A 20,273-nucleotide genomic window follows, 5' to 3' on the forward strand; every position below is an offset into this window, starting at 1 on the left:
TTTCTATGGTGTTGTGCCTTGCCTAGACTCGGTAATAGTTTCGGTACCACCTCACAAATTCAGCGACGCCCGTTTGAACTGTAACGGAAGGCGAAAAATCGACCCATTTGGCCAACGCCGAAACATCAGCCCAGGTTTTTTCAACATCGCCTGCCTGCATGGGCAACAAGTTGCGTTTTGCCTTGATACCCAGAGCGGACTCAAGGCACTCAACGAAGTCCAGAAGCTTTACCGGCTGACCGCGGCCAATGTTGTAAAGCTTGCTAGGAACGGCCGGTGCGACGGCGTCCTTCTCTGGCGACTGCCATGACGGAGGTCTTAACCGAAGGCGTACGATGCTCTCGACAATGTCGTCGACGTAGGTAAAGTCGCGTGACATATTTCCGTCGTTGTAGATATCGATTGGCTGGTTTTCGAGGATCGCCCGGGTAAATTTGAACAGCGCCATATCTGGACGTCCCCACGGCCCGTAGACCGTAAAGAAGCGCAAGCCACTGGCCTGAATACCAAACAAGTGGGAGTAACTGTGCGCCATCAGCTCATTGGCGCGCTTGCTGGCGGCATACAGAGAAACCGGGTGATCGACGGCATCTTCGATACAGAACGGTAGCTTGTCGTTCGAGCCATAGACCGAGCTGCTCGAGGCGTAGATCAAATGCCGGGGCATGTGATATCGACAGGCTTCGAGCACATTCAGGAAACCAACCAGATTGGATGAGCCGTATGCATCCGGATTATCCAGGGAATAGCGAACGCCGGCCTGTGCAGCGAGGTGTATTACCTCGCTGAAGGCGTGCGCTTCGAACAAGGCGAGCAATGCTGGCTTGTCGACGATGTCCATGGTTTGAAAACGGAAGTTTTTAAACCCTGATAATGCCTTCAACCGGTCACGCTTGAGCTCAACGCTGTAGTAGTCATTGAGGTTGTCGATACCTAGAACGTCGACACCTTGCTCGCACAAGCGTTTAGCCGTGTGGAAGCCGATAAAACCTGCTGCGCCTGTAATCAGTACCGTCATTCGCTGTCCACCCGCCCACGTCCTATGCCGTAGTAGGCAAGGCCTGCGGCGGCCATGTGCTCGGGGTCAAACAGGTTTCTGCCGTCAAACACCACCCGGTCAGCAAGCAGTTGGGGAACCTGCTCCAGGTCAAGCACGCGGAAATCCTGCCATTCGGTGACGATGACCAACGCATCGGCACCTTGCAATGTGCCTTCCTTGGATGACATTAACTGCAAGTCAGAGCGTTGGCCATAATGACGCTCAAACTCCTGCATCGCTTGAGGATCATGGGCCTGAACCCGCGCACCGGCCTTCCACAAGGCTTCCAGCAACACGCGACTGGAGGCTTCACGAATGTCATCAGTGTTGGGTTTGAACGCAAGCCCCCACACCGCGAAGACCTTGCCGCGCAGTTCGTTGCGATAATGGCGCTGTATCTTTTCGAACAAGCGGTGCTTCTGTCGCTGATTGACCGCGTCTACGGCGCGCAACAGTTGGGTGTCGAAATCCACAAGCTCGGCTGTTTTTTGCAAGGCTGAGAGATCCTTGGGGAAACAGGAACCGCCAAAGCCGCAGCCGGGGTAGATGAAGTCGTAACCAATTCGCGAGTCGGAGCCGATGCCACGTCTGACCATCTCGATATCGGCACCCAAATGCTCCGCCAGGTTGGCCATCTCGTTGATGAAGGAGATTTTCGTGGCGAGCATGCAGTTAGCGGCGTACTTGGTGAGTTCGGCGCTGCGCGCATCCATCTCGATGATTTTTTCGCGATTCCGGCTGAACGGTTGGTAAAGCTCGCGAATCAATTCAATGGTGGCAGGTTGTGCGCCCCCAATAATGATGCGCTCAGGTCGCATGCAATCATTGACGGCGGAGCCTTCCTTGAGAAACTCGGGGTTGCTGACCACTTCAAAACGTAGCGCGCTGCCGTTGGATCGATCGGCAATCATGCTTTTGATCCTGTCGACGGTGCCTACAGGAGAGGTCGATTTATTGATAATGACCTTGTCGTGTGTGGCGTAAGCCATCAGTGTTTCGACCACCGCGAAAACGTTGCGCAGGTCAGCACTGCCGTCCTCACAGGGAGGGGTGCCCACTGCAATAAAGACGATGTCAGCAAAGGCAGTAGCCAACGCGGCGTCCGTGGTGAACTGGAGCCGCCCTGATGCGAGGTTTTTTTCCAACAAAGCTGGGAGACCGGGCTCGAAAATAGGGCAGTGCCCTTCAAGCAGAGAAGCTATACGCTGCTCGTCGACATCCACACAGCACACCGAATGCCCGACTTCGGCAAGGCATGCAGCTTGTGTAAGACCGACGTAGCCGGTTCCAAAAACAGTGACCTTCATCCTTTGCTATTCCTTATCGAAACGCATGCTATAAACCTGGTAGCAGGCAGGCCAAGATGCTTTGCGAGAGCTCTGAAAAAAAATGTCACAAATTTGTTAAAATTTTGTTATTGCACCAAATTAATCCAGAAATACAGGAATGCCGCTCAGCCTTGCAGGGCAAGGTGCGGTTCGCGGTAAACGGCTGGGTGTTTGGCTGAAAGAGGGTAGTAGATACAGTGATTACGGCCAGTTTCGCAGAGCTGGAAATTCGCTTGTGAAGGGGGCGCCCGGGCCAAGAGCCCATAGATAGGCCTGCTTGTGGATGAAGGGGATTGCTCGAGACGGAAAAGGCGTACCGCAGAAGCCGGCCATCGAAACAGGAGGGAAGAGCACTCAGGGCTTGCGTAACGCGCGCGCAGGGTCCCTCGGCTGGAAGGCCGTTGATCGTTAAGGTGGAATCTTTCGCCAAGCCTTCGTACAGCATGCTCAATCACCTTGATCTGCAATGTCCGCCATTTGGGCGTCGGTGACGGCCTGCCGTCGCATTGCATTTCTTGTTTTTATTGTTGGGCCGATAGACCCATGCCTCATCATCCGTCGAACCTCAGCCTAGAGCGTTATGGCTGCGCCGGAGTTGTGCTACATCAGGTTTTCGCATGCTACCTAGCGGTTGAGGAAAATTCCAGCGCAGGAAGACCCGAAACAAAGTGCAACACGCGTAGGGCAAGGGCCTGCACGGAGGAGGGTGTGGCCTTGCCAGGCTCAAGAAGAACGCAGGGTTTCTTACCGTAATAGACTTATAGTTATACGGTTCTTGTTGTATATTCTTACGAATAATAACCAGCGACTATCACGTGATGAGAGAACCAGAAAGGCACGCTACTGCTCTAGCGTTGTACCCAGAGGACACACAAGAAGCGGCGGCCTTGCTGAAGCAAGCTGTACCCCTGATGATGCGTCACAGCATCCCTACCAACCCTGTGCACTACGCGCTTTGGTATACGTACTGTAGAGGGCAGGAGCCCGAGCTCAATCACCAACTGGATCGGCTTGTCCTGGAGGAAGGCGGTTTCCCCGCAGAGTCCGCCACCAAGCTTTTTCGCGACTTCATCATTCGAGACGAGTTGGAAGAGGCCCGCGCCGGGCAACAGCAAGCTATCGACCTCGTTGACGACATGGAGCGTGACGTCTCGCATAGCGTAAAGGTTAACCTGAACTTCCAGGCCAGCCTGGAGCATTGCATAGAGATGCTTGATGAACCGATCGCCTTGCCCAGCATACTGAGCGAGTTGCAACAGAGCACCCAGCTCATACAGGATCAACAGGCGCTTTTTCTCGGCCAGCTGCGCGCGGCCCAAAACGAGATCACCAGTCTGCGAGCAAAGCTTGAACGCGTTCAACTCGCGGCTACGGTCGACAGCCTGACACAGGTATTCAACCGAAACACCTTCACACGCTTGCTGGAGCAAGCACTGAGCAAAGGGCCTGATGGCGTAGCATTGGTCATGCTGGACATTGACCACTTCAAGCAGTTCAACGACCAGTACGGGCATCCACTAGGTGATCGCGTACTGCAGCATGTTGGCCAACTACTCCGCAACGCCCTTCCTCCTCATGGCGTAGCGGCGCGCTATGGCGGCGAAGAATTCTGCGTCATCCTGCAACGATGTGCCGATATTGATAGCGTCTATGCCTTTGCCGAGCAGTTGCGCCTGAAAATCCGAACGCTGCGAATCAAGACACGGAGCACAGATGAATTGCTCGACACCGTGACCGCATCATTCGGCGTTGCCTTTGCCGAAAGTGATGACAGCGTGGAGAGTCTTATCACGCGTGCCGACGATGCTCTGTACCGTGCCAAGCGCAATGGCCGTAACCAGGTACAGTGACATTAGCGAGGGGCTGTCAACAGGGCAGGGTGGCGAGTTGCACCTGCCCTATGTCAGCCGCTTTATCGTGGCGTCTGCAGCATGAAGGCTACACGCCGTCCGGGATCTTCGATTGCATCATTTTTCTTCGATCCAGTCTTCTACCGTCCACAATGAACGTGCCATCCCCCACAGCATGAAGCGTTCGCTGCTCTTTGCGTGAACTGTCGAAGTATGCGGCGATGCCTTCAAGGACAACGATGTTGTATTTTTCGACGATATCAATGACCTTGCATTCGATATTCGCCACGCACTCTTTAATCAAGGGCGCCCTAACATGCTTTCCTTTCACTGGCGTTAGCCCGAACGTTGCAAATTTGTTGGTGTCGGCGCCACTGCAGGTTCCAATACCCACAACATGATCAATCAGATCCACCGTAGGAATTGAAATCACGCACGCCCTGGATTTACTGAGCGCGGCGTATGAGTAGTTCCAAGGCCCCGTGGTGATCGCAATGATCGGCGTAAAGTCAACCACCATGGTCCACGAGAGGGTCATTATATTGTTCTTCTCACCCTCATTCGTGGTAACGAAAACAATCGGACCTGATTCGATCAGCGTGAACGCTTTACTGATGTTCATCTTTTCCATCACGTTGCGCTCACTCCAGCGTTTTTTTAGATCTGCCGTCGAGGGTGACGCCATGACGCAGTACGTCAATACAGAATTCCGCTTCATAAGGCGGAACGTTGCATTCGACAATATCATGGGCAGCGACTTGTAGATGTACACCGACAATATCGGCATGGACTGGTTGTTGACAGACATGCCGGTCGACCAGTACTGCAGTGTAGATCCGGCGAGCGCCGAGTTGCGCGAGATAAGCGCAGGTACGCAGGAGCGAGTGGCCTTCAAAAAGCACATCATCGACAATCAACAAGGTGTTACCCGCGAGGTCTAGCGCACCCAGAAGCGGGTTTTCGGTCAATTGCGTTTGGGTATGCAGCACTTTCAGGTCATCGGCATAGCGCTTGACCTTCAGCGGATACAGCGGCAGTTCCGGCAGGCCGGTCTGACATGACAGAAGTCGTTGTAAACGCTGGGCCAGGGGCTCACCACGGCGCTGGATACCGATCAGTACGGCTTGAGTAGGCGGCAACAGCGCAGCAGCCTGTCTTGCCATCGCCTGCAATATGCAATCGAGTTCATCACTGTCGTACAAACGCAACCGCTGACCCGAAGGTGTGATCGGCATGGCACGCTCCCGTTGAGGGCGACAGATTGATCATAGCCCAAGGGGTGGTGTTGCTTTGGCGATTTCCCATGAAGTAAGGGCAGGGTTAGTAGTGGGGTGAATCACCGTGATTCATAATTTGGCGTACCCGATGGGTCAGGGCGCTTCTACCTATATTTTCGCATCGCCGTAAATATCTTCGATCTGCTGCCCCTGAAGGACCTGTATTGGCTAAGTGCCAGATCAGAGAGGCGAGGACTGCTAATGCGCAGGAAAATCCGCCTTGGCGGCGATGGACCTTCTTCAGCCCCATCAACGGCAGGCGGATGTAAACGGTTTCCGCGGGCTACTGAATCAGCGGCACGCCACTGAGCTTCTGCAACTGGTCGAAGTCGATATCGGCACAGATCTCTAGCACTTTCAGTCCATCGGACGTCACTTCCAGCACGGCCAGGTCGGTGTAGATGCGGCTGACGCAACCGATGCCGGTCAGGGGGTACGTGCACTCGGGCACGAGCTTGCTTTCGCCTGACTTGGTCAGGTGGTCCATCATCACGAACACCTGGCGGGCGCCTGTGGCGAGGTCCATCGCGCCGCCTACGGCCGGGATTGAACCTTCGGCGCCGGTGTGCCAGTTGGCAAGATCGCCCTTGACCGACACTTGGAAGGCGCCCAGTACGGCGATGTCAAGGTGGCCGCCACGCATCATCGAGAAGGAATCGGCGTGGTGGAAGTAGGCGCCACCGGTGAGCAGGGTCACGTGCTGCTTGCCTGCGTTGATCAGGTCATCGTCTTCCTCGCCTGGAGCGGGGCTCGGGCCCATGCCCAGTAGACCGTTCTCGCTGTGCAGGAATACTTCCTTGTCGCCCAGGTAGTTGGCCACCAGGGTCGGTGCGCCGATGCCCAGGTTTACGTACGCGCCTTCCTGGATGTCTGCAGCCACGCGCTGGGCCATCTCGGTGCGGGAGAACTTTTTGGTGATGGTCATGGCAGGCCTCAGACAGCTTTGGCGATCGAAGAAGCGGCAGCGCCGGTAACGGCGACCACGCGCTGGACGAAGATACCCGGGGTGATGATGTGTTCCGGGTCCAGCTCACCGAGTTCGACGATCTGGTCGACCTGGGCGATGGCAGTCTTGGCGGCCATGGCCATGATCGGGCCGAAGTTGCGGGCGGCCTTGCGGTAGATCAGGTTGCCCCAACGGTCACCCTTGTGCGCCTTGATCAGCGCGAAGTCGGCGTGCAGCGGCATTTCCAGAACGTACTGGCGGCCGTCGATTTCACGGGTTTCCTTGCCCTCGGCAAGCAGGGTGCCGTAGCCGGTCGGCGAGAAGAAGGCACCGATGCCCGAGCCCGCAGCGCGGATACGCTCGGCCAGGTTACCTTGCGGCACCACTTCCAGCTCGATCTTGCCGGCCCGGTACAGTTCGTCGAACACGTAGGAGTCCGACTGGCGCGGGAAGGAGCAGACCACCTTACGTACGCTGCCCGCCTTGAGCAGAGCAGCAAGACCGACCTCACCGTTGCCAGCATTGTTGCTGATGATGGTCAGGTCGCGGGTACCGGTGGCGATCAGGGCATCGATCAGCTCAGACGGCATGCCGGCAGTGCCAAAGCCACCGACCATGATGGTCGAACCGTCGGTGATCCCTTCCACCGCGCTGGCGATGGACTCAAATGTTTTATTAATCAAAGCGAGCTCCTGGTTTTCCTGGAGTGTGAGTTGTCGAGCTGGCCCTCGCGCTGCGAAGCGGTGGGCCAATCAGCACCTAGGAAGTATTTGGTGACTGCGCAATAGCGTGCCGCAAGATTGGGCACAAGTAGAGAGACCTAAACGGATGTTGTGCGGTTATCGAACTGTTGTGCGAAATGCGACCATCAGATAGTGCCTGGAGAGCACAGGCAGCCGAGAACGCTTGGCTATGCTGGTTTCCCAGCGGCATTTACGGACAAGGGGCGGTAGCGAAGTATCACCTGAAGGCCATAGAACCCATGCGGGCTGGCATCTTGGGGCGGCAGGTCACCTAATCACAGATGGCGGTTGAGGAGGAGGTTTTATGGGGCTAATTAACGCCCGGAATGTATTAATTCGCTTAAAGGTAAACGCTGTGAACCACCATAGAGCCGAGATAAGGCAGCGTGCGGTTTTCGAGGACTAATCGATGGGGCGATTTATAACTCGACTAAATAGTCATTTAGTCGAGTTATAAACTCATCAAGGGAAATCCTGGCTGGAGCAGGGTAGCTTGGGGCTTTGAACAATCGGTGCTCTTTAAAATGGACCACAAAACTAACCCCCTAGTGCGCAGTACAGACCTCTAAGATCTGCCAGGAGGCGCCGGGGCTAATATCATGGCCCACGTTAGCATTTCTTAGCACACTGTTAAAATTGCAGCCTGCATGAGAGTAAGTGCCCTTGGGGGAAAAATCAACGTAAAACCGCACCCTCTAAACCACTTTTTACGTGTTAACAACAGTAGTTACCACGTAAAAAGTGGCTAACAACGCCCAGAAATAAGCCTCGAAATCGACATTTCACTGTTGGACGCAGCCCATGTGAAAACGCCACGACCTGACGTCGGCTAGTGGGCCTGACGAGCATCAAATCTATTGTTCATTGGATCCCACCACCCGTGAAGTGGTAGGAACAACTTCTTGGATGCTGACCGGTCTCCTGTGACTGCTGCGGGTCAACATCGTCCAGGCTAGCGCACGGCAAACGTCGGACGTCGAACGCAGCGGTGACAGGAAGTAATTTGTGGACTCGGAGGAAAAACGCTGCCGTCAAGGAATTAGTTCCGAAAACGTCCTAAAAATTACTTCCGAGGACTCCAAGCCCTGAAAGGAGCCTGATCCGTCATGAGCCTGGCTTCAAATCTGACCAACCTCGGTCCCGGTAGCTCCATACGAAGGTACTTATAATGTATATTATGTTAAATAATATATCAGGATACTCTTCCCGCGGTTGTGTCCGTTTCCACTAACCTCCGTTGATGCGCCAATCGCGTTTTGAGTGGAAAGCCCCCCTCCAGCACCCTCAAGCCCTTGCATTCCGGGCGCCTCAGCACACCCAACTCTCTGATCTGGCCGGTTCTTTCAACGAAATGAGTGGAAAAATTCCTCCACCACGAAATCCTAACCTGCTGATTTATATAACTTTTCAATAAATCGCTCTAAATGGAATAGCTCCCTTGCCCAAGGAGGAATTAGTGGAATCAGTTTTGACGATACGAAACCTCACCAATCCTGGAGCCCGCGTAGGACAAGGGTTCCAGGGCAATTTGAAGGTTTGAGTGTGTTGCCGCTGACCGAAAACTGACCCAGTAGAGGCTGTTCTGCCGACTGAAAACTGACCCAGGTGTTCAACTGCTTCTGCTCAATTTTTGAGCAGGAGAACACAGGGTGATCAGTATGGAAATGATGGGCAAAATTCGGCGGATGTATTTCCGCGACAAGCTGTCGCTGCATGAGATAGCCAAGCGCACCGGGCTGGCGCGCAACACGATTCGCAAGTGGGTCAGAGCACCTGAGGCCAAGCAGCCGGTGTACCAACGCCGCGCGATCTTTAACAAACTCAGCCCTTTTCACGTCACGCTAGAGCAGGCGCTAAAAGCCGATTCGCTGCGCCCCAAGCAACAGCGGCGCAGTGCCAAGGCGCTGTTGGCGCAAATCAAAGCCGATGGTTATGACGGTGGCTACAGCCAGCTCACCGCGTTTATCCGTGCCTGGCGAGGGGGACAGGGCAAGGCGTCGCAGGCCTTTGTGCCGCTGACCTTTGCTCTTGGCGAGGCGTTTCAGTTTGACTGGAGCGAGGAAGGCTTGCTGGTCGGCGGCATTTACCGGCGTATGCAGGTGGCACATCTGAAGCTGTGTGCCAGCCGTGCGTTCTGGCTTGTGGCGTATCCGAGCCAGGGCCATGAGATGTTATTTGACGCCCATACACGCTCGTTCGGCGCCTTGGGCGGCGTGCCGCGCCGGGGCATCTACGACAACATGAAGACCGCCGTCGACAAGGTCAATAAGGGCAAAGGCCGGGCGGTGAATGCACGCTTTGCGGTGATGTGCGCGCATTACCTGTTCGATCCGGACTTCTGCAACGTCGCCGCTGGTTGGGAAAAGGGCATCGTTGAAAAGAACGTGCAAGACAGCCGCAGGCGTATCTGGCTAGACGCCCAGGACTGCCAGTTTCACTCCTTCGAGGAACTCAATGCCTGGCTGGGCCAGCGCTGCCGCGCGCTTTGGAACGAGCTGACGCACCCTCAATACAGCGGTCTGAGTGTGGCCGAAGTGCTGGAGTTGGAGCGCGCTGAACTGATGCCTGTGCCAGCGCCATTCGACGGTTACGTCGAGCGGCCTGCGCGGGTCTCCAGCACCTGCCTGGTCAGCGTCGGGCGCAACCGCTACTCGGTGCCGTGTGAGTACGCGGGTAAGTGGGTCAGCAGCCGTTTGTATCCGACGCGAATCGAGGTGGTGGCTGACGACGCGCTGATCGCCAGCCATGTCCGCTTGCTGGATCGCGACCAGGTCAGCTATGACTGGCAGCACTACCTCCCGCTGATCGAACGCAAGCCCGGTGCGCTGCGCAACGGCGCGCCCTTTGCTGATCTGCCGGCGCCGCTGCGTCAGCTTAAGCACGGTCTGGGGCGTCATGCCGGCGGTGACCGGATCATGGCGCAAGTTCTGGCTGCCGTACCGGTCGCCGGGCTCGATGCCGTGCTGGTAGCCGTTGAGCTGGTACTGGAGAGTGGCAGCCTGAGCGCCGAACACATCCTCAATGTCGTGGCACGGCTGACAGCATCCGAACCACCACCCAGCGTCGAAACCCACTTGTCGCTCAAGGAAGCCCCCGTCGCTAACACGGCGCGCTACGACCGCCTGCGTGGCCAGGTCGAGGAGGTCGGTCATGCGTGATTTGATGGCGGAACTCAAGGAGCTGCGCCTGCACGGCATGGCCACGGCCTGGGCGGAGTTAACTGCACAGGGTGAGTCGAACACAGCCTCGTCCAAGTGGCTGCTCGAACACCTGCTGGAACAAGAGCACACAGATCGCGCCATGCGCTCGGTGAGCCACCAGATGAACATGGCCAAGCTGCCGATGCACCGCGATCTGGCCAGCTTCGATTTCAACGCCTCTAGCGCCGACGCACGCCTGATCAGCGAGCTGGCCAGCCTGGCCTTTACCGACACCGCGCAGAACGTGGTGCTGATCGGTGGGCCAGGCACCGGTAAAACCCACCTAGCCACCGCGCTGGCCGTGTCCGGCATCACCCGGCATGGCAAGCGCGTGCGCTTCTACTCCACGGTCGATCTGGTCAATCTGCTGGAGCGCGAAAAACACGACGGCAAAGCCGGGCGGATCGCCCAGGCACTGCTGCGCATGGATCTGGTCATCCTCGACGAACTGGGTTATCTGCCGTTCAGCCAGGCTGGCGGTGCGTTGCTGTTTCACCTGCTGTCCAAGCTGTACGAACACACCAGCGTGGTGATCACCACCAACCTGAGCTTCGCCGAATGGTCGAGCGTGTTCGGCGACGCCAAGATGACCACCGCCCTGCTGGATCGGCTGACCCACCACTGCCACATCGTCGAAACCGGTAACGAGTCCTATCGCCTGCAACACAGTAGCTTGGCGGCCCAGGCCAAGATCAAATCACGGGAGCGAAAGCGTAAGGACGGCCAGGAACCGGAGGACGATGAGTCGTTCTGATTTCATGGTGACGACGGCCTGCTGCATGGCTGCATGTGGCAGGTCTTCAACAGCTGAACTGGGACAGCGAGGGAGTGGGTTCAAAAGCAGCTGCGCTGGTAGACTTATCCACAGTTGCTGGTAACAAAATCAGCAATCCGCCCTGGGTCAAATTTCAATCGGCAGGGTGGGTCAATTTTCCATCAGCGCCAACACCCTATCGATTCCTGCCGGCGTTGCCGTGGCGTCTTAGTCTTGGTCTGGCTAGGCTCTGTACGAAATCCCGAGAAACCCAAATGGCGCCCCTTGAACGCTGAGATTTTGTAGAGTCCCCCGCCATCAACGGAAAGGAATTCTGTGATGGCAAAGCGTTACGAACTCTCGGACGAGGCCTGGGATGTGGTCTCCGATCTCTTCATCGAAACCCATGGTCGGGGGCGGCCTCGTTTGAACGACCGACTGATGCTTGATGGTGTGCTCTGGGTGCTCTGCTCCGGTGCTGCGTGGAGAGATATGCCGGAGCGTTTTGGCCCGTGGTCAACGGTGTATCAACGGTTTCGGGGCTGGCGAAATCAAGGGACGTTCGATCAGATGCTCAAACGCTTGCACCTGAGATTGAATGAGAAAGGCTTGATCGATTTGCAAACCTGGATGATCGACTCAACCGCAGTACGCGCAACCCGAGCCTCATCTGGCGCTCGGAAAAAAGGGGGGCTGACGAGCCTGCCGATCACGCTCTAGGCCGCAGTCGCGGTGGCCTGACAACCAAAATCCACATGCTCTGCGACGCCAACGGGATACCGTTGCGCTTCCTCCTATCTGGCGGTCAAGCCAGTGACATCAGCTACGCCCAACCACTGTTGGACGAGGTCAGCATTCCATCGAGCCAACGTGGCCGCCCGCGTAAACGCTGTAAATGGTTGCTTGCCGACAAGGGCTATGACGCCGAAGCGCTACGCCGCTATTGCGACCAATATCGAATGCAGCCCGTCATCCCGCTGCGCTCGATGAAACGCAAGCCCAAGCCTGGCTTACCCAGACTGTTCGACCGGCCCAAATACCGACAGCGCAACATTATCGAGCGCATGTTTGGCTGGCTGAAAGAGAACCGCCGTAAGCGTCCAGCCAAGTCACCTTCCGCAATCCCGCATTAAGGGCGATGGTGTCCGCGTATTTTTAAACGGACGCGATAGCCCTTATCGCCGGGATTTCCATGCGCCAACGAAGCTCTTACCCCAAACCGTTCAAGGCCCAGGTTGTTCAGGAGTGCCTGCAACCTGGTGCGACCGTCTCCAGCGTGGCCATACGCCATGGCATCAACGCCAACGTCATTCGCAAGTGGCTACCGCTTTATCGGGATCAACTGCCAGCGGCGTTGCCGGCGTTCGTTCCTGCGAGGGTTACGCCCAAACGACCAGCTGAAGCAGCGGTGATTATCGAGCTACCGCTGGGCGCGCAATCGGTCACGGTGAAATGGCCAGCCTCCGATCCTGAAGGTTGCGCCCGCTTTGTCCGTGGGCTCGCCCAGTGATCCGCGTGGATAGTATCTGGCTCGCCACCGAGCCGATGGATATGCGTGCGGGTACTGAAACCGCGTTGGCCCGCGTGGTGGCGGTGTTCGGTGCGGCGAAGCCGCACTGCGCCTATCTGTTCGCCAATCGCCGCGCCAACCGCATGAAAGTTCTGGTGCATGACGGCGTGGGTATCTGGCTCGCCGCGCGGCGCTTGCACCAGGGCAAGTTTCATTGGCCAGGCATCCGGCACGGCTCGGAAGTCGAACTCGACACCGAGCAACTTCAGGCTTTGGTACTGGGGTTGCCCTGGCAGCGAGTCGGCGCAGCCGGCGCGATCACAGTGCTGTAGCACCTGCCATTAGCCCATCGGTTTATCTCCGCTGACCGCCTGCTCTGGCACAATCAGCGGCATGACTTCCTCGCCCAATCTCGACCAACTGACACCTGACCAGCTGCGCGCACTGGCCGCGCAGTTGCTCACGCAAGTCGATGCGATGGGCAAAAAGATCCACCGCGATCAAACAGTCATCGAGCAGCTCACCCACGAAATCGCATGGTTCAAACGGCACAAGTTCGCCAAGCGCAGCGAGCAGCTAAGCCCTGATCAGGGCAGCCTGCTTGATGACCTGCTCGACACCGACATCGCCGCCATCGAGGCCGAGCTGAAAGCCGTCAATCCTCCGGTTACCCCAGCCGAACCACGCCAACAACCCAAGCGCACACCGCTGCCACCGCAATTTCCGCGCACCGTGATCCGTCACGAGCCGGAGAACACCCAGTGCGCCTGCGGTTGCCAGCTTCAGCGCGTCGGCGAAGACGTCAGCGAAAAGCTCGACTACACGCCGGGCGTGTTCACCGTCGAACAGCACGTGCGTGGGAAATGGGCCTGCCGCCAATGCGAAACGCTGATCCAGGCGCCCGTGCCGGCCCAGGTGATCAACAAGGGGATCCCTACCGCCGGCCTGCTGGCTCACGTGATGGTGGCCAAGTTCGCCGACCACCTACCGCTGTACCGGCAGGAGAAGATCTTTGGCCGTGCCGGCCTGGCCATCGCTCGTTCGACACTGGCACAGTGGGTCGGGCAAACCGGCGTGCAGCTCCAGCCCCTAGTCGATGCGCTGCGCGAAGCGGTGCTTGCCCAGCGCGTGATCCATGCCGACGAAACCCCGGTTTCGATGCTCGCGCCCGGCGAGAAGAAGACCCACCGTGCCTACGTCTGGGCCTACAGCACCACGCCCTTCGCCGATCTGAAGGCCGTGGTCTACGACTTCAGCCCCAGCCGTGCCGGCGAGCATGCGCGCAATTTTCTTGGCCAGTGGAATGGCAAGCTGGTCTGCGACGACTTCGCTGGCTACAAGGCCAGCTTCGAGCAAGGCATCACCGAAATCGGTTGCATGGCTCACGCCCGCCGCAAGTTCTTCGATCTGCACGCGGCGAACAAAAGCCAACTGGCCGAACAGGCGCTGCACTCTATCGCTGGGCTGTACGAAGTCGAACGCCAAGTGCGCGACATGAGCAATGAAGAACGCTGGCGAATACGGCAGGAAAAGGCTTCACCGCTCCTCGACGCACTACATGACTGGATGCTGGCCCAGCGTGATCTTGTGCCCAACGGCTCAGCCACGGCGAAAGCTTTGGATTACAGCCTCAAACGCTGGGTAGCGCTGACGCGCTACCTGGACGATGGCGCTGTGCCCATCGACAACAACCAAGTCGAGAACCAGATCCGCCCGTGGGCTCTAGGTCGCTCCAATTGGCTGTTTGCCGGGTCGCTACGCAGCGGCAAACGGGCGGCGGCAATCATGAGCCTGATCCAGTCGGCGCGGATGAATGGGCATGATCCGTATGCCTATCTCAAGGATGTGCTAACGCGACTGCCGACGCAGAAGGCCAGCGCTCTGGCCGAGCTGCTGCCGCACAGCTGGGTATCCGTCGGCAAGGTGTAATGCCCGTTCGCTTACGAACCGCCGGATCGTGACACGCTTCGATAAGCTCGCGAAAAGCTATGCCGCCATGGTCTCACTGGCTTGTTCCATGAGGTGTTTGCGACATCTCTTTTCGTACAGAGCCTAAGGCTACGATGAGCTGGCTGAGGGGAGGCGCCCGCCGAGCGCTCCCTCCAACTCCAGCATTAAGGGCAAGTGTGTCCGCCTATTTTTTGTGGACGCGATCACCGTATCCTGAATCGGCAAAACCACGCTTCTCGGTACTCCTCTGTCGTCACCGATCAAGGTGTGGAAGTGTAGGGAGAGGCTGCGTTGCTGTCTCACATCGTCCAGCAAGGTGGGATGCACGCTGTTTGCCAAGCGGACATTAAATTGCAGGCAATAAAAAACCCCAAGGACACATTGTTCCTTGGGGTTTCTCGGTATTAGTGGTGCCCAGAGACGGAATCGAACCGCCGACACGGGGATTTTCAATCCCCTGCTCTACCGACTGAGCTATCTGGGCCGCAGCGAAATTAAACGTTTTTACGGCTGGAGCCCCGCCGCGTCAGGATAGTTGTCGTGTGAGTTGATTCGATGAGTCTTGGTCGGTGGGCGGACGTGAGAGCCGTGTGGCGCGTTATTCGATAGAGCATCGGGAGTGGGTGGTGCGGCAGATGATGCCGCCCTTGAACCGGACGGTGCCGGAGCTGGTGGAAGCGACAGGCATTACTGATGCCACCCTGTATGCTTGGCGCAAACAGGCCAGAGCAGCGGGAGCAGTGGTGCCGGGAGATGGACAGCAGGCCGACCAGTGGTCGAGCCAGGACAAGTTTCGGGTGGTGCTGGAAAGCGCCAGCCTCAATGCGGCTGAGCTGGCGGAGTACTGCCGGCGCAAAGGCCTGTATGTCGAGCAGATCAACGCCTGGCGCGAAGCCTGCGAGCAGGCCAACAGCCTGGCTCAGCCGAGCAAGACCCGGCGCGAACGCGAAGAGGAAAAGGCCGCGAAGAAGCGCATCAAGCAGCTGGAGCGTGAACTACGGCGCAAGGATGCGGCGCTGGCAGAAACCGCGGCTCTGCTGGTGTTGCGAAAAAAAGCCGAGGCGCTCTGGGGGAAGGACGAGGACGAATGATCAGCGCCCCGGATCGCCGTGAAACGCTGCAGTTGATCGAGGACGCCGTGGCGGCGGGAGCGCGGCGGGCGCAGGCCTGCGCCGAACTGGGCCTGTCGCTGCGCAGCCTGCAGCGCTGGCAGCACTGCCCGGAGGATCGGCGTCCTTCGGCACAGCGAGCTGAGCCGGCCAACAAGCTGACCCCGCAAGAGCGCCGCCGCGTGCTGGAGGTTGCCAATCAGCCCGAGTTTGCCAGCCTGCCGCCGCAGCAGATCGTGGCGCGGCTGGCCGATCAGGGCACCTGGCTGGCCTCGGAGTCGACCTTTTACCGGTTGCTGAAGGACGCCGAACAGCAGCATCCGCGCGGCCGTAGCCGCCCACCGGTGAAACGAGCGCTGACGACCCATGTGGCCGACGGCCCGAACCAGCTGTGGTGCTGGGACATCACCTGGCTGCCGACCACGGTCAAGGGCCGTTACTTCTACTGGTACATGATCAAGGACGTCTACAGCCGGAAGCTGGTGGCCAACGAGGTGCATGAAAGTGAAAGCGCCGAGCAGGCCGCCCAGCTGCTACGCCTGGCCTGCCTACGTGAACAGCGAGCAGGCCAGCCGCTGGTACTGCACTCGGACAACGGCAGCGCTATGAAGGGCTCGACCATGCTGGCGGCCATGCAGAACCTGGGTGTGATGCCCTCGTTCAGCCGCCCGCGGGTGAGCAATGACAACGCCTATGCCGAGGCCTTGTTCCGCACGGCGAAGTACTGCCCGCTGTGGCCGGAGCGGCCCTTCGACACGCTGGAGCAGGCCAGGAACTGGGTGAACAGCTTCGTGGCCTGGTACAACCATGAACATCGCCACAGCGCCCTGAAGTTTGTGACCCCGGCGCAGCGACATACTGGCCAGGCGGAAGAGTTGCTGCGCAAGCGTATCGAGCTGTACGAGGCGGCGCGTGCACGGCACCCGGAGCGCTGGAGCGGCAACATTAGGAACTGGGTGCTGGCACCAATCGTGTGCCTGAACCCGGAGCGGGAAGCGGTACTGCAGCAAACATCAAAGGCAGCGTGACACGCTCACGCGACAACTACCTTGAAAATCGCCGGAGCGTCAAGCCCGAAATCAAAAAAAATCAACTAAATCCTATGCTTAGGATTTTCCGTAATGTGGAAAAGCCACGAAGCTATTAGCGCTAAATAAAGCTGATGCCTCTCTCGCAAGGTCGCGAACACGATGAACAATTGAGCCTGATCACACTCAATTGAACACCCATAGCACGCGGGTGAGCGTGTCCGTCAGGTTGGCATAACGGAAGCTTGCATGGGGTTGTAGCTGAAAACTATCGTTTGCGTAGAGCGTCACGGGATCGCCCTCATCCAGCCAGACGGTCAGCTCGCCTTCAAGCACGAAGCAGCCCTGCTCCGAACTGTCGTCCAAGTACTCTTCCCCGCTGGTTGCCCCAGGCTCAAGACGGCTGTCAAGCATGGAGAAGCCTCCAGCTATCGTGGGCGAGACCAGGACATCGGTAATACCACCTCCGAAATACAGCGTACGACGCTCATGCGGACGCGTTACCCAACTAAGGTCACGGGGCTTGTTCAGGTTGTAAAAATAGGCTGTTGATACACCGAGTGTTTCGCTGATAGCCGTCAGGTCTGCCACGGTTGGGCGCGACACACCCCGTTCAACCTGGGAAAGAAAGCCAACCGATCGGCCAATGCGTTGAGCCAGCTCGCCCAGCGTCAGCCCTTTGAATTTGCGCAAGTCGCGAATCAGTATTGCCAGGCCTTCAACTTCTTCGTGCATTTTCATCATTAAACCCATCGATCAAAAAGTGCATGCGCTGCAAAGCCCTTACTCAACGCCTCAAAAAACCGACAACACGAATGCTTGCGCCTTATTGTCCAGGACACGGTTCACATACGCGTCAATCAACACCGGAGCTGCCGAGATTTTTGTGAAACGTGAGGGTAGAGAGGACAAGGCCAATCGCTCCCAAAGCGCTGCGCAGAGGTCGGCCAGGCAAGATGTCAGTATCGCAATCAGCAGGCTGTGAAGCGAGTTTGTGGGCCATGGTTAAGCGCAGCTGTAAAATTATTTAGTTATTTTCATGAAAAAATACATGAATAATTTCACAAATCAAGCGCATCACGAAACTCGGCCGCAGCGTGGAGCGGTGCACGTTGTCGCTAGCGGGGCAAAACCCTGACGATGTACCAGGGCAAGTCAAGATCAAGGGCTCTGAAGGGTGATTCCTTTCAGCGACTGAGCGCAAAGCGAGCAGCTCGGCATGAGTCTGCAGACTGTCAGCAGAATCATGCCGAGGTGCTATGTCTTAATGGATAGCCTGATAGGTCAGGTCCAGGCACTTGCGAGCCTTTTCCACCAATTCGTCGATCTCTTCAATGCTGATCACCAGCGGCGGTGCGATGATCATGGTGTCACCCACCGCGCGCATGATCAGGCCGTTGTCGAAGCAGTGCTGGCGGCAGATCATGCCGACACCCTTGCCTTCGTAACGCGCCCGCGTTGCCTTATCCTTCACCAGCTCGATCGCACCGAGCATGCCCAGGCCACGCACTTCGCCCACCAGCGGGTGGTCAGCCAGCTCACGCAGGCGCTTTTGCAGATACGGCGCGGTCACTTCGCGAACCTGCTCGATAATCTTCTCTTCTCGCAGGATACGCAGGTTTTCCAGGCCCACCGCCGCCGCTACCGGGTGGCCGGAATAGGTGAAGCCGTGGTTGAAGTCGCCGCCTTCGCTGATCACCTTGGCCACTTCGTCACGCACGATCACACCGCCCATGGGGATGTAACCGGAGGTGAGGCCCTTGGCGATGGTCATCAGGTCGGGCTTGAGGCCGTAGTAGTCAGAACCAAACCACTGACCGGTACGGCCAAAGCCGCAGATCACTTCGTCGGCGACAAAGAGGATATCGTACTTGGCGAGGATTTCCTTGACCTTCGGCCAGTAGGTCTGCGGCGGGATGATCACGCCGCCGGCGCCCTGGATCGGCTCGGCGATAAAGGCGGCGACATTGTTCTCGCCGACTTCCAGAATCTTCTTCTCCAACTGCTCCGCCGCCCACACGCCGAACTCAGCTTCGGTCATGTCGCCGCCTTCGCCGAACCAGTAAGGTTGCGGGATGTGCACGATATCCGGGATCAGGCCGCCCTGCTGGTGCATGCCGGCCATGCCGCCCAGGCCCGCGCCAGCCACGGTGGAGCCGTGGTAGCCGTTGATGCGGCCAATGATGACCTTCTTGTCCTTCTTGCCCTTGATCGCCCAGTAATGGCGAACCAGGCGCAATACGGTGTCGTTGCCTTCGGAGCCGGAGCCCGTGAAAAACACATGGCTCATACCTTGCGGGGCTACATCGGCAATCGCCTTGGCCAGTTCCAGCGCTGGCGGATGCGCGGTCTGGAAGAACAGGTTGTAGTACGGCAGTTCCTTCATCTGCCGGCTGGCCACCTCGGCCAGTTCGTCACGACCGTAGCCGACTGCCACGCACCACAGGCCAGCCATGCCATCGAGAATCTTGTTGCCTTCGCTGTCCCACAGGTACACACCCTTCGCCGAGGTGATGATGCGTGGGCCTTTCTCGGCAAGTTGTTTGACATCGCTGAAGGGTGCCAGATGATGATCACGGCTCATCGCTTGCCAGGCAAGCGTTTGCGAATTCTTTTCACTCATCACTTCTCTCCATCAAAATACGCAGCCTGGCTGCGGGGGCATTTTTTTATATTGATAACGGCCAGTTTTCAGGCGGACTTCAACATCAGTTGGCGCAGTACCGAGCGTTGCCGGCAGGCTTTTCCAAACGACTGGAAGATCGTTAGGTAATGCGGGTTTTCAAGTACCTGAAACTCTGGATGCCATTGAACGGCAAGGGCAAAACCCTTGCTGTTTTCAACCGAGATCGCTTCCACCAATCCATCGGGTGCGCGTGCTTCCACCCTTAGCCCAGGCGCCAGTGAATCAATGCCCTGGCCATGTATGGAATTGACATCGATGATCGGCGGCAAGCCCATGCGGTCCATCACGCCGCCCGGCTGTATATGCATCTTGTGGCGTGGGCCATATTGCTTTTCCATGGGTTCACCCTTGACCTCACGATGGTCCATGAACAAACCAGTCTCATGAACTTTCTGGTGGAGGGTGCCTCCCAGCGCCACATTCATCTCCTGAAAGCCACGGCAAATACCGAGCACCGGAACACCCGCCGCGATGGCAGCACGCATGAGCGGCAAGGTCGTGGCATCACGCGCTGGGTCGTGATGGCTGCCCGGCGCACTGGCCGGACCGTTGTAATGGAACGGTTCTATATTGGACGGCGAGCCGGTGAAGATCAGCCCATCCACCAGGTCAATGATGTCGGCGGTATCTATCAGGTCAGCGAGACTGGGAATCACGATCGGCAAACCGCACGCCGCCTTGCTCGCAGCACGGGCATACTTCTCACTGATGGTCTGGGTAGCATGCAGCTCAATTTCGCTGGTGCATGCAGTGATGCCGATAACTGGCACACGTGGCATATCATTCTCCGGCAAATCAATCTTTCGAGTTGTATTCAAACGTGTGGGTAGAGCGTGCGGCGTAACGAGCGCAT

General features: G+C 57.6%; 16 protein-coding genes, 1 tRNA gene and 2 pseudogenes. 9 read left to right on the forward strand and 10 right to left on the reverse strand.

Annotated features, from left to right (window positions below; genetic code table 11):
* Positions 1-22 precede the first annotated feature (22 nt).
* A complete protein-coding gene (locus CS390_RS12740) occupies positions 23-1,018 on the reverse strand; it encodes an NAD-dependent epimerase (RefSeq protein ID WP_099774811.1) in 996 nt (331 codons plus the stop codon).
* Positions 1,015-2,346 carry a UDP-glucose/GDP-mannose dehydrogenase family protein gene (locus CS390_RS12745; RefSeq protein ID WP_099774813.1) on the reverse strand — a complete coding sequence of 444 codons (1,332 nt, stop codon included), beginning with the start codon at positions 2,344-2,346 and terminating at the stop codon, positions 1,015-1,017. Before CS390_RS12745 ends, CS390_RS12740 begins: the two co-directional genes overlap by 4 nt.
* 839 nt (positions 2,347-3,185) lie before the next feature.
* Between CS390_RS12745 and CS390_RS12750 the strand changes: the two genes are divergently transcribed.
* Positions 3,186-4,217: a GGDEF domain-containing protein gene (locus CS390_RS12750; RefSeq protein WP_099774815.1), complete on the forward strand. Its 1,032-nt coding sequence runs from the start codon at positions 3,186-3,188 to the stop codon at positions 4,215-4,217.
* Between the two features lie 88 nt (positions 4,218-4,305).
* On the opposite strand, the gene CS390_RS12755 is transcribed toward CS390_RS12750, so the two are convergent.
* The 4 genes from CS390_RS12755 to CS390_RS12770 form a co-directional block, all read right to left on the reverse strand.
* Complete coding sequence (locus CS390_RS12755) at positions 4,306-4,848, reverse strand: flavin reductase family protein (RefSeq protein ID WP_099774817.1); 543 nt, start codon at positions 4,846-4,848, stop codon at positions 4,306-4,308.
* 10 nt (positions 4,849-4,858) lie between these two features.
* The gene (locus CS390_RS12760) at positions 4,859-5,452 is read right to left on the reverse strand and encodes a phosphoribosyltransferase family protein (protein ID WP_099774819.1); all 594 of its coding nucleotides are present in this window, start codon (positions 5,450-5,452) and stop codon (positions 4,859-4,861) included.
* A gap of 325 nt (positions 5,453-5,777) precedes the next feature.
* Positions 5,778-6,419 carry a 3-oxoacid CoA-transferase subunit B gene (locus tag CS390_RS12765; protein ID WP_099774821.1) on the reverse strand — a complete coding sequence of 214 codons (642 nt, stop codon included), beginning with the start codon at positions 6,417-6,419 and terminating at the stop codon, positions 5,778-5,780.
* An 8-nt stretch (positions 6,420-6,427) separates the two neighbouring features.
* Complete coding sequence (locus CS390_RS12770) at positions 6,428-7,123, reverse strand: 3-oxoacid CoA-transferase subunit A (RefSeq protein WP_065757762.1); 696 nt, start codon at positions 7,121-7,123, stop codon at positions 6,428-6,430.
* A 1,718-nt stretch (positions 7,124-8,841) separates the two neighbouring features.
* Here CS390_RS12770 and istA point away from each other — a divergent pair.
* The 7 genes and pseudogenes from istA to CS390_RS12805 all read left to right on the forward strand — a co-directional run.
* On the forward strand, positions 8,842-10,341 hold the full coding sequence (gene istA, locus CS390_RS12775; RefSeq protein ID WP_157767171.1) for an IS21-like element ISPst3 family transposase: 1,500 nt from the start codon (positions 8,842-8,844) through the stop codon (positions 10,339-10,341).
* The gene (gene istB / locus CS390_RS12780; RefSeq protein WP_099773209.1) at positions 10,334-11,137 is read left to right on the forward strand and encodes an IS21-like element ISPst3 family helper ATPase IstB; all 804 of its coding nucleotides are present in this window, start codon (positions 10,334-10,336) and stop codon (positions 11,135-11,137) included. Before istA ends, istB begins: the two co-directional genes overlap by 8 nt.
* A gap of 339 nt (positions 11,138-11,476) precedes the next feature.
* Positions 11,477-12,231, forward strand: a pseudogene (locus CS390_RS12785) (IS5 family transposase); the annotation flags it as partial.
* 98 nt (positions 12,232-12,329) lie between these two features.
* The gene (locus CS390_RS12790) at positions 12,330-12,647 is read left to right on the forward strand and encodes a transposase (RefSeq protein ID WP_079761861.1); all 318 of its coding nucleotides are present in this window, start codon (positions 12,330-12,332) and stop codon (positions 12,645-12,647) included.
* Positions 12,648-12,652: 5 nt separating this feature from the next.
* The gene (gene tnpB, locus CS390_RS25345; protein ID WP_145991801.1) at positions 12,653-12,979 is read left to right on the forward strand and encodes an IS66 family insertion sequence element accessory protein TnpB; all 327 of its coding nucleotides are present in this window, start codon (positions 12,653-12,655) and stop codon (positions 12,977-12,979) included.
* Positions 12,980-13,040: 61 nt separating this feature from the next.
* On the forward strand, positions 13,041-14,576 hold the full coding sequence (locus CS390_RS12800; RefSeq protein ID WP_099773211.1) for an IS66 family transposase: 1,536 nt from the start codon (positions 13,041-13,043) through the stop codon (positions 14,574-14,576).
* Between the two features lie 16 nt (positions 14,577-14,592).
* Positions 14,593-14,703: pseudogene (locus CS390_RS12805) on the forward strand (IS5/IS1182 family transposase); the annotation flags it as partial.
* A 302-nt stretch (positions 14,704-15,005) separates the two neighbouring features.
* Here the strand turns inward: CS390_RS12805 and CS390_RS12810 are convergent.
* Positions 15,006-15,081, reverse strand: a tRNA-Phe gene (locus tag CS390_RS12810).
* A 106-nt stretch (positions 15,082-15,187) separates the two neighbouring features.
* On the opposite strand from CS390_RS12810, the gene CS390_RS12815 reads away from it, so the two are divergent.
* Positions 15,188-16,734 (forward strand): IS3 family transposase gene (locus CS390_RS12815; protein WP_256587615.1). Its coding sequence is split into 2 segments (ribosomal slippage): positions 15,188-15,674 and positions 15,674-16,734, totalling 1,548 coding nucleotides; the frame shifts between segments, so codons are not numbered across the junction.
* 186 nt (positions 16,735-16,920) lie between these two features.
* Here the strand turns inward: CS390_RS12815 and CS390_RS12820 are convergent.
* The 3 genes from CS390_RS12820 to CS390_RS12830 all read right to left on the reverse strand — a co-directional run bounded on the left by CS390_RS12820 (position 16,921) and on the right by CS390_RS12830 (position 20,199).
* The gene (locus tag CS390_RS12820; protein WP_099776672.1) at positions 16,921-17,475 is read right to left on the reverse strand and encodes a helix-turn-helix domain-containing protein; all 555 of its coding nucleotides are present in this window, start codon (positions 17,473-17,475) and stop codon (positions 16,921-16,923) included.
* 523 nt (positions 17,476-17,998) lie between these two features.
* Complete coding sequence (locus tag CS390_RS12825) at positions 17,999-19,357, reverse strand: aspartate aminotransferase family protein (RefSeq protein WP_099774823.1); 1,359 nt, start codon at positions 19,355-19,357, stop codon at positions 17,999-18,001.
* 68 nt (positions 19,358-19,425) lie between these two features.
* On the reverse strand, positions 19,426-20,199 hold the full coding sequence (locus CS390_RS12830; protein WP_099774825.1) for a gamma-glutamyl-gamma-aminobutyrate hydrolase family protein: 774 nt from the start codon (positions 20,197-20,199) through the stop codon (positions 19,426-19,428).
* Between the last annotated feature and the right edge of the window lie 74 nt (positions 20,200-20,273).

Origin of the sequence: Pseudomonas sp. HLS-6 (assembly GCF_002753995.1) — a bacterium.
Taxonomy (GTDB): Bacteria; Pseudomonadota; Gammaproteobacteria; order Pseudomonadales; family Pseudomonadaceae; genus Aquipseudomonas; species Aquipseudomonas defluvii.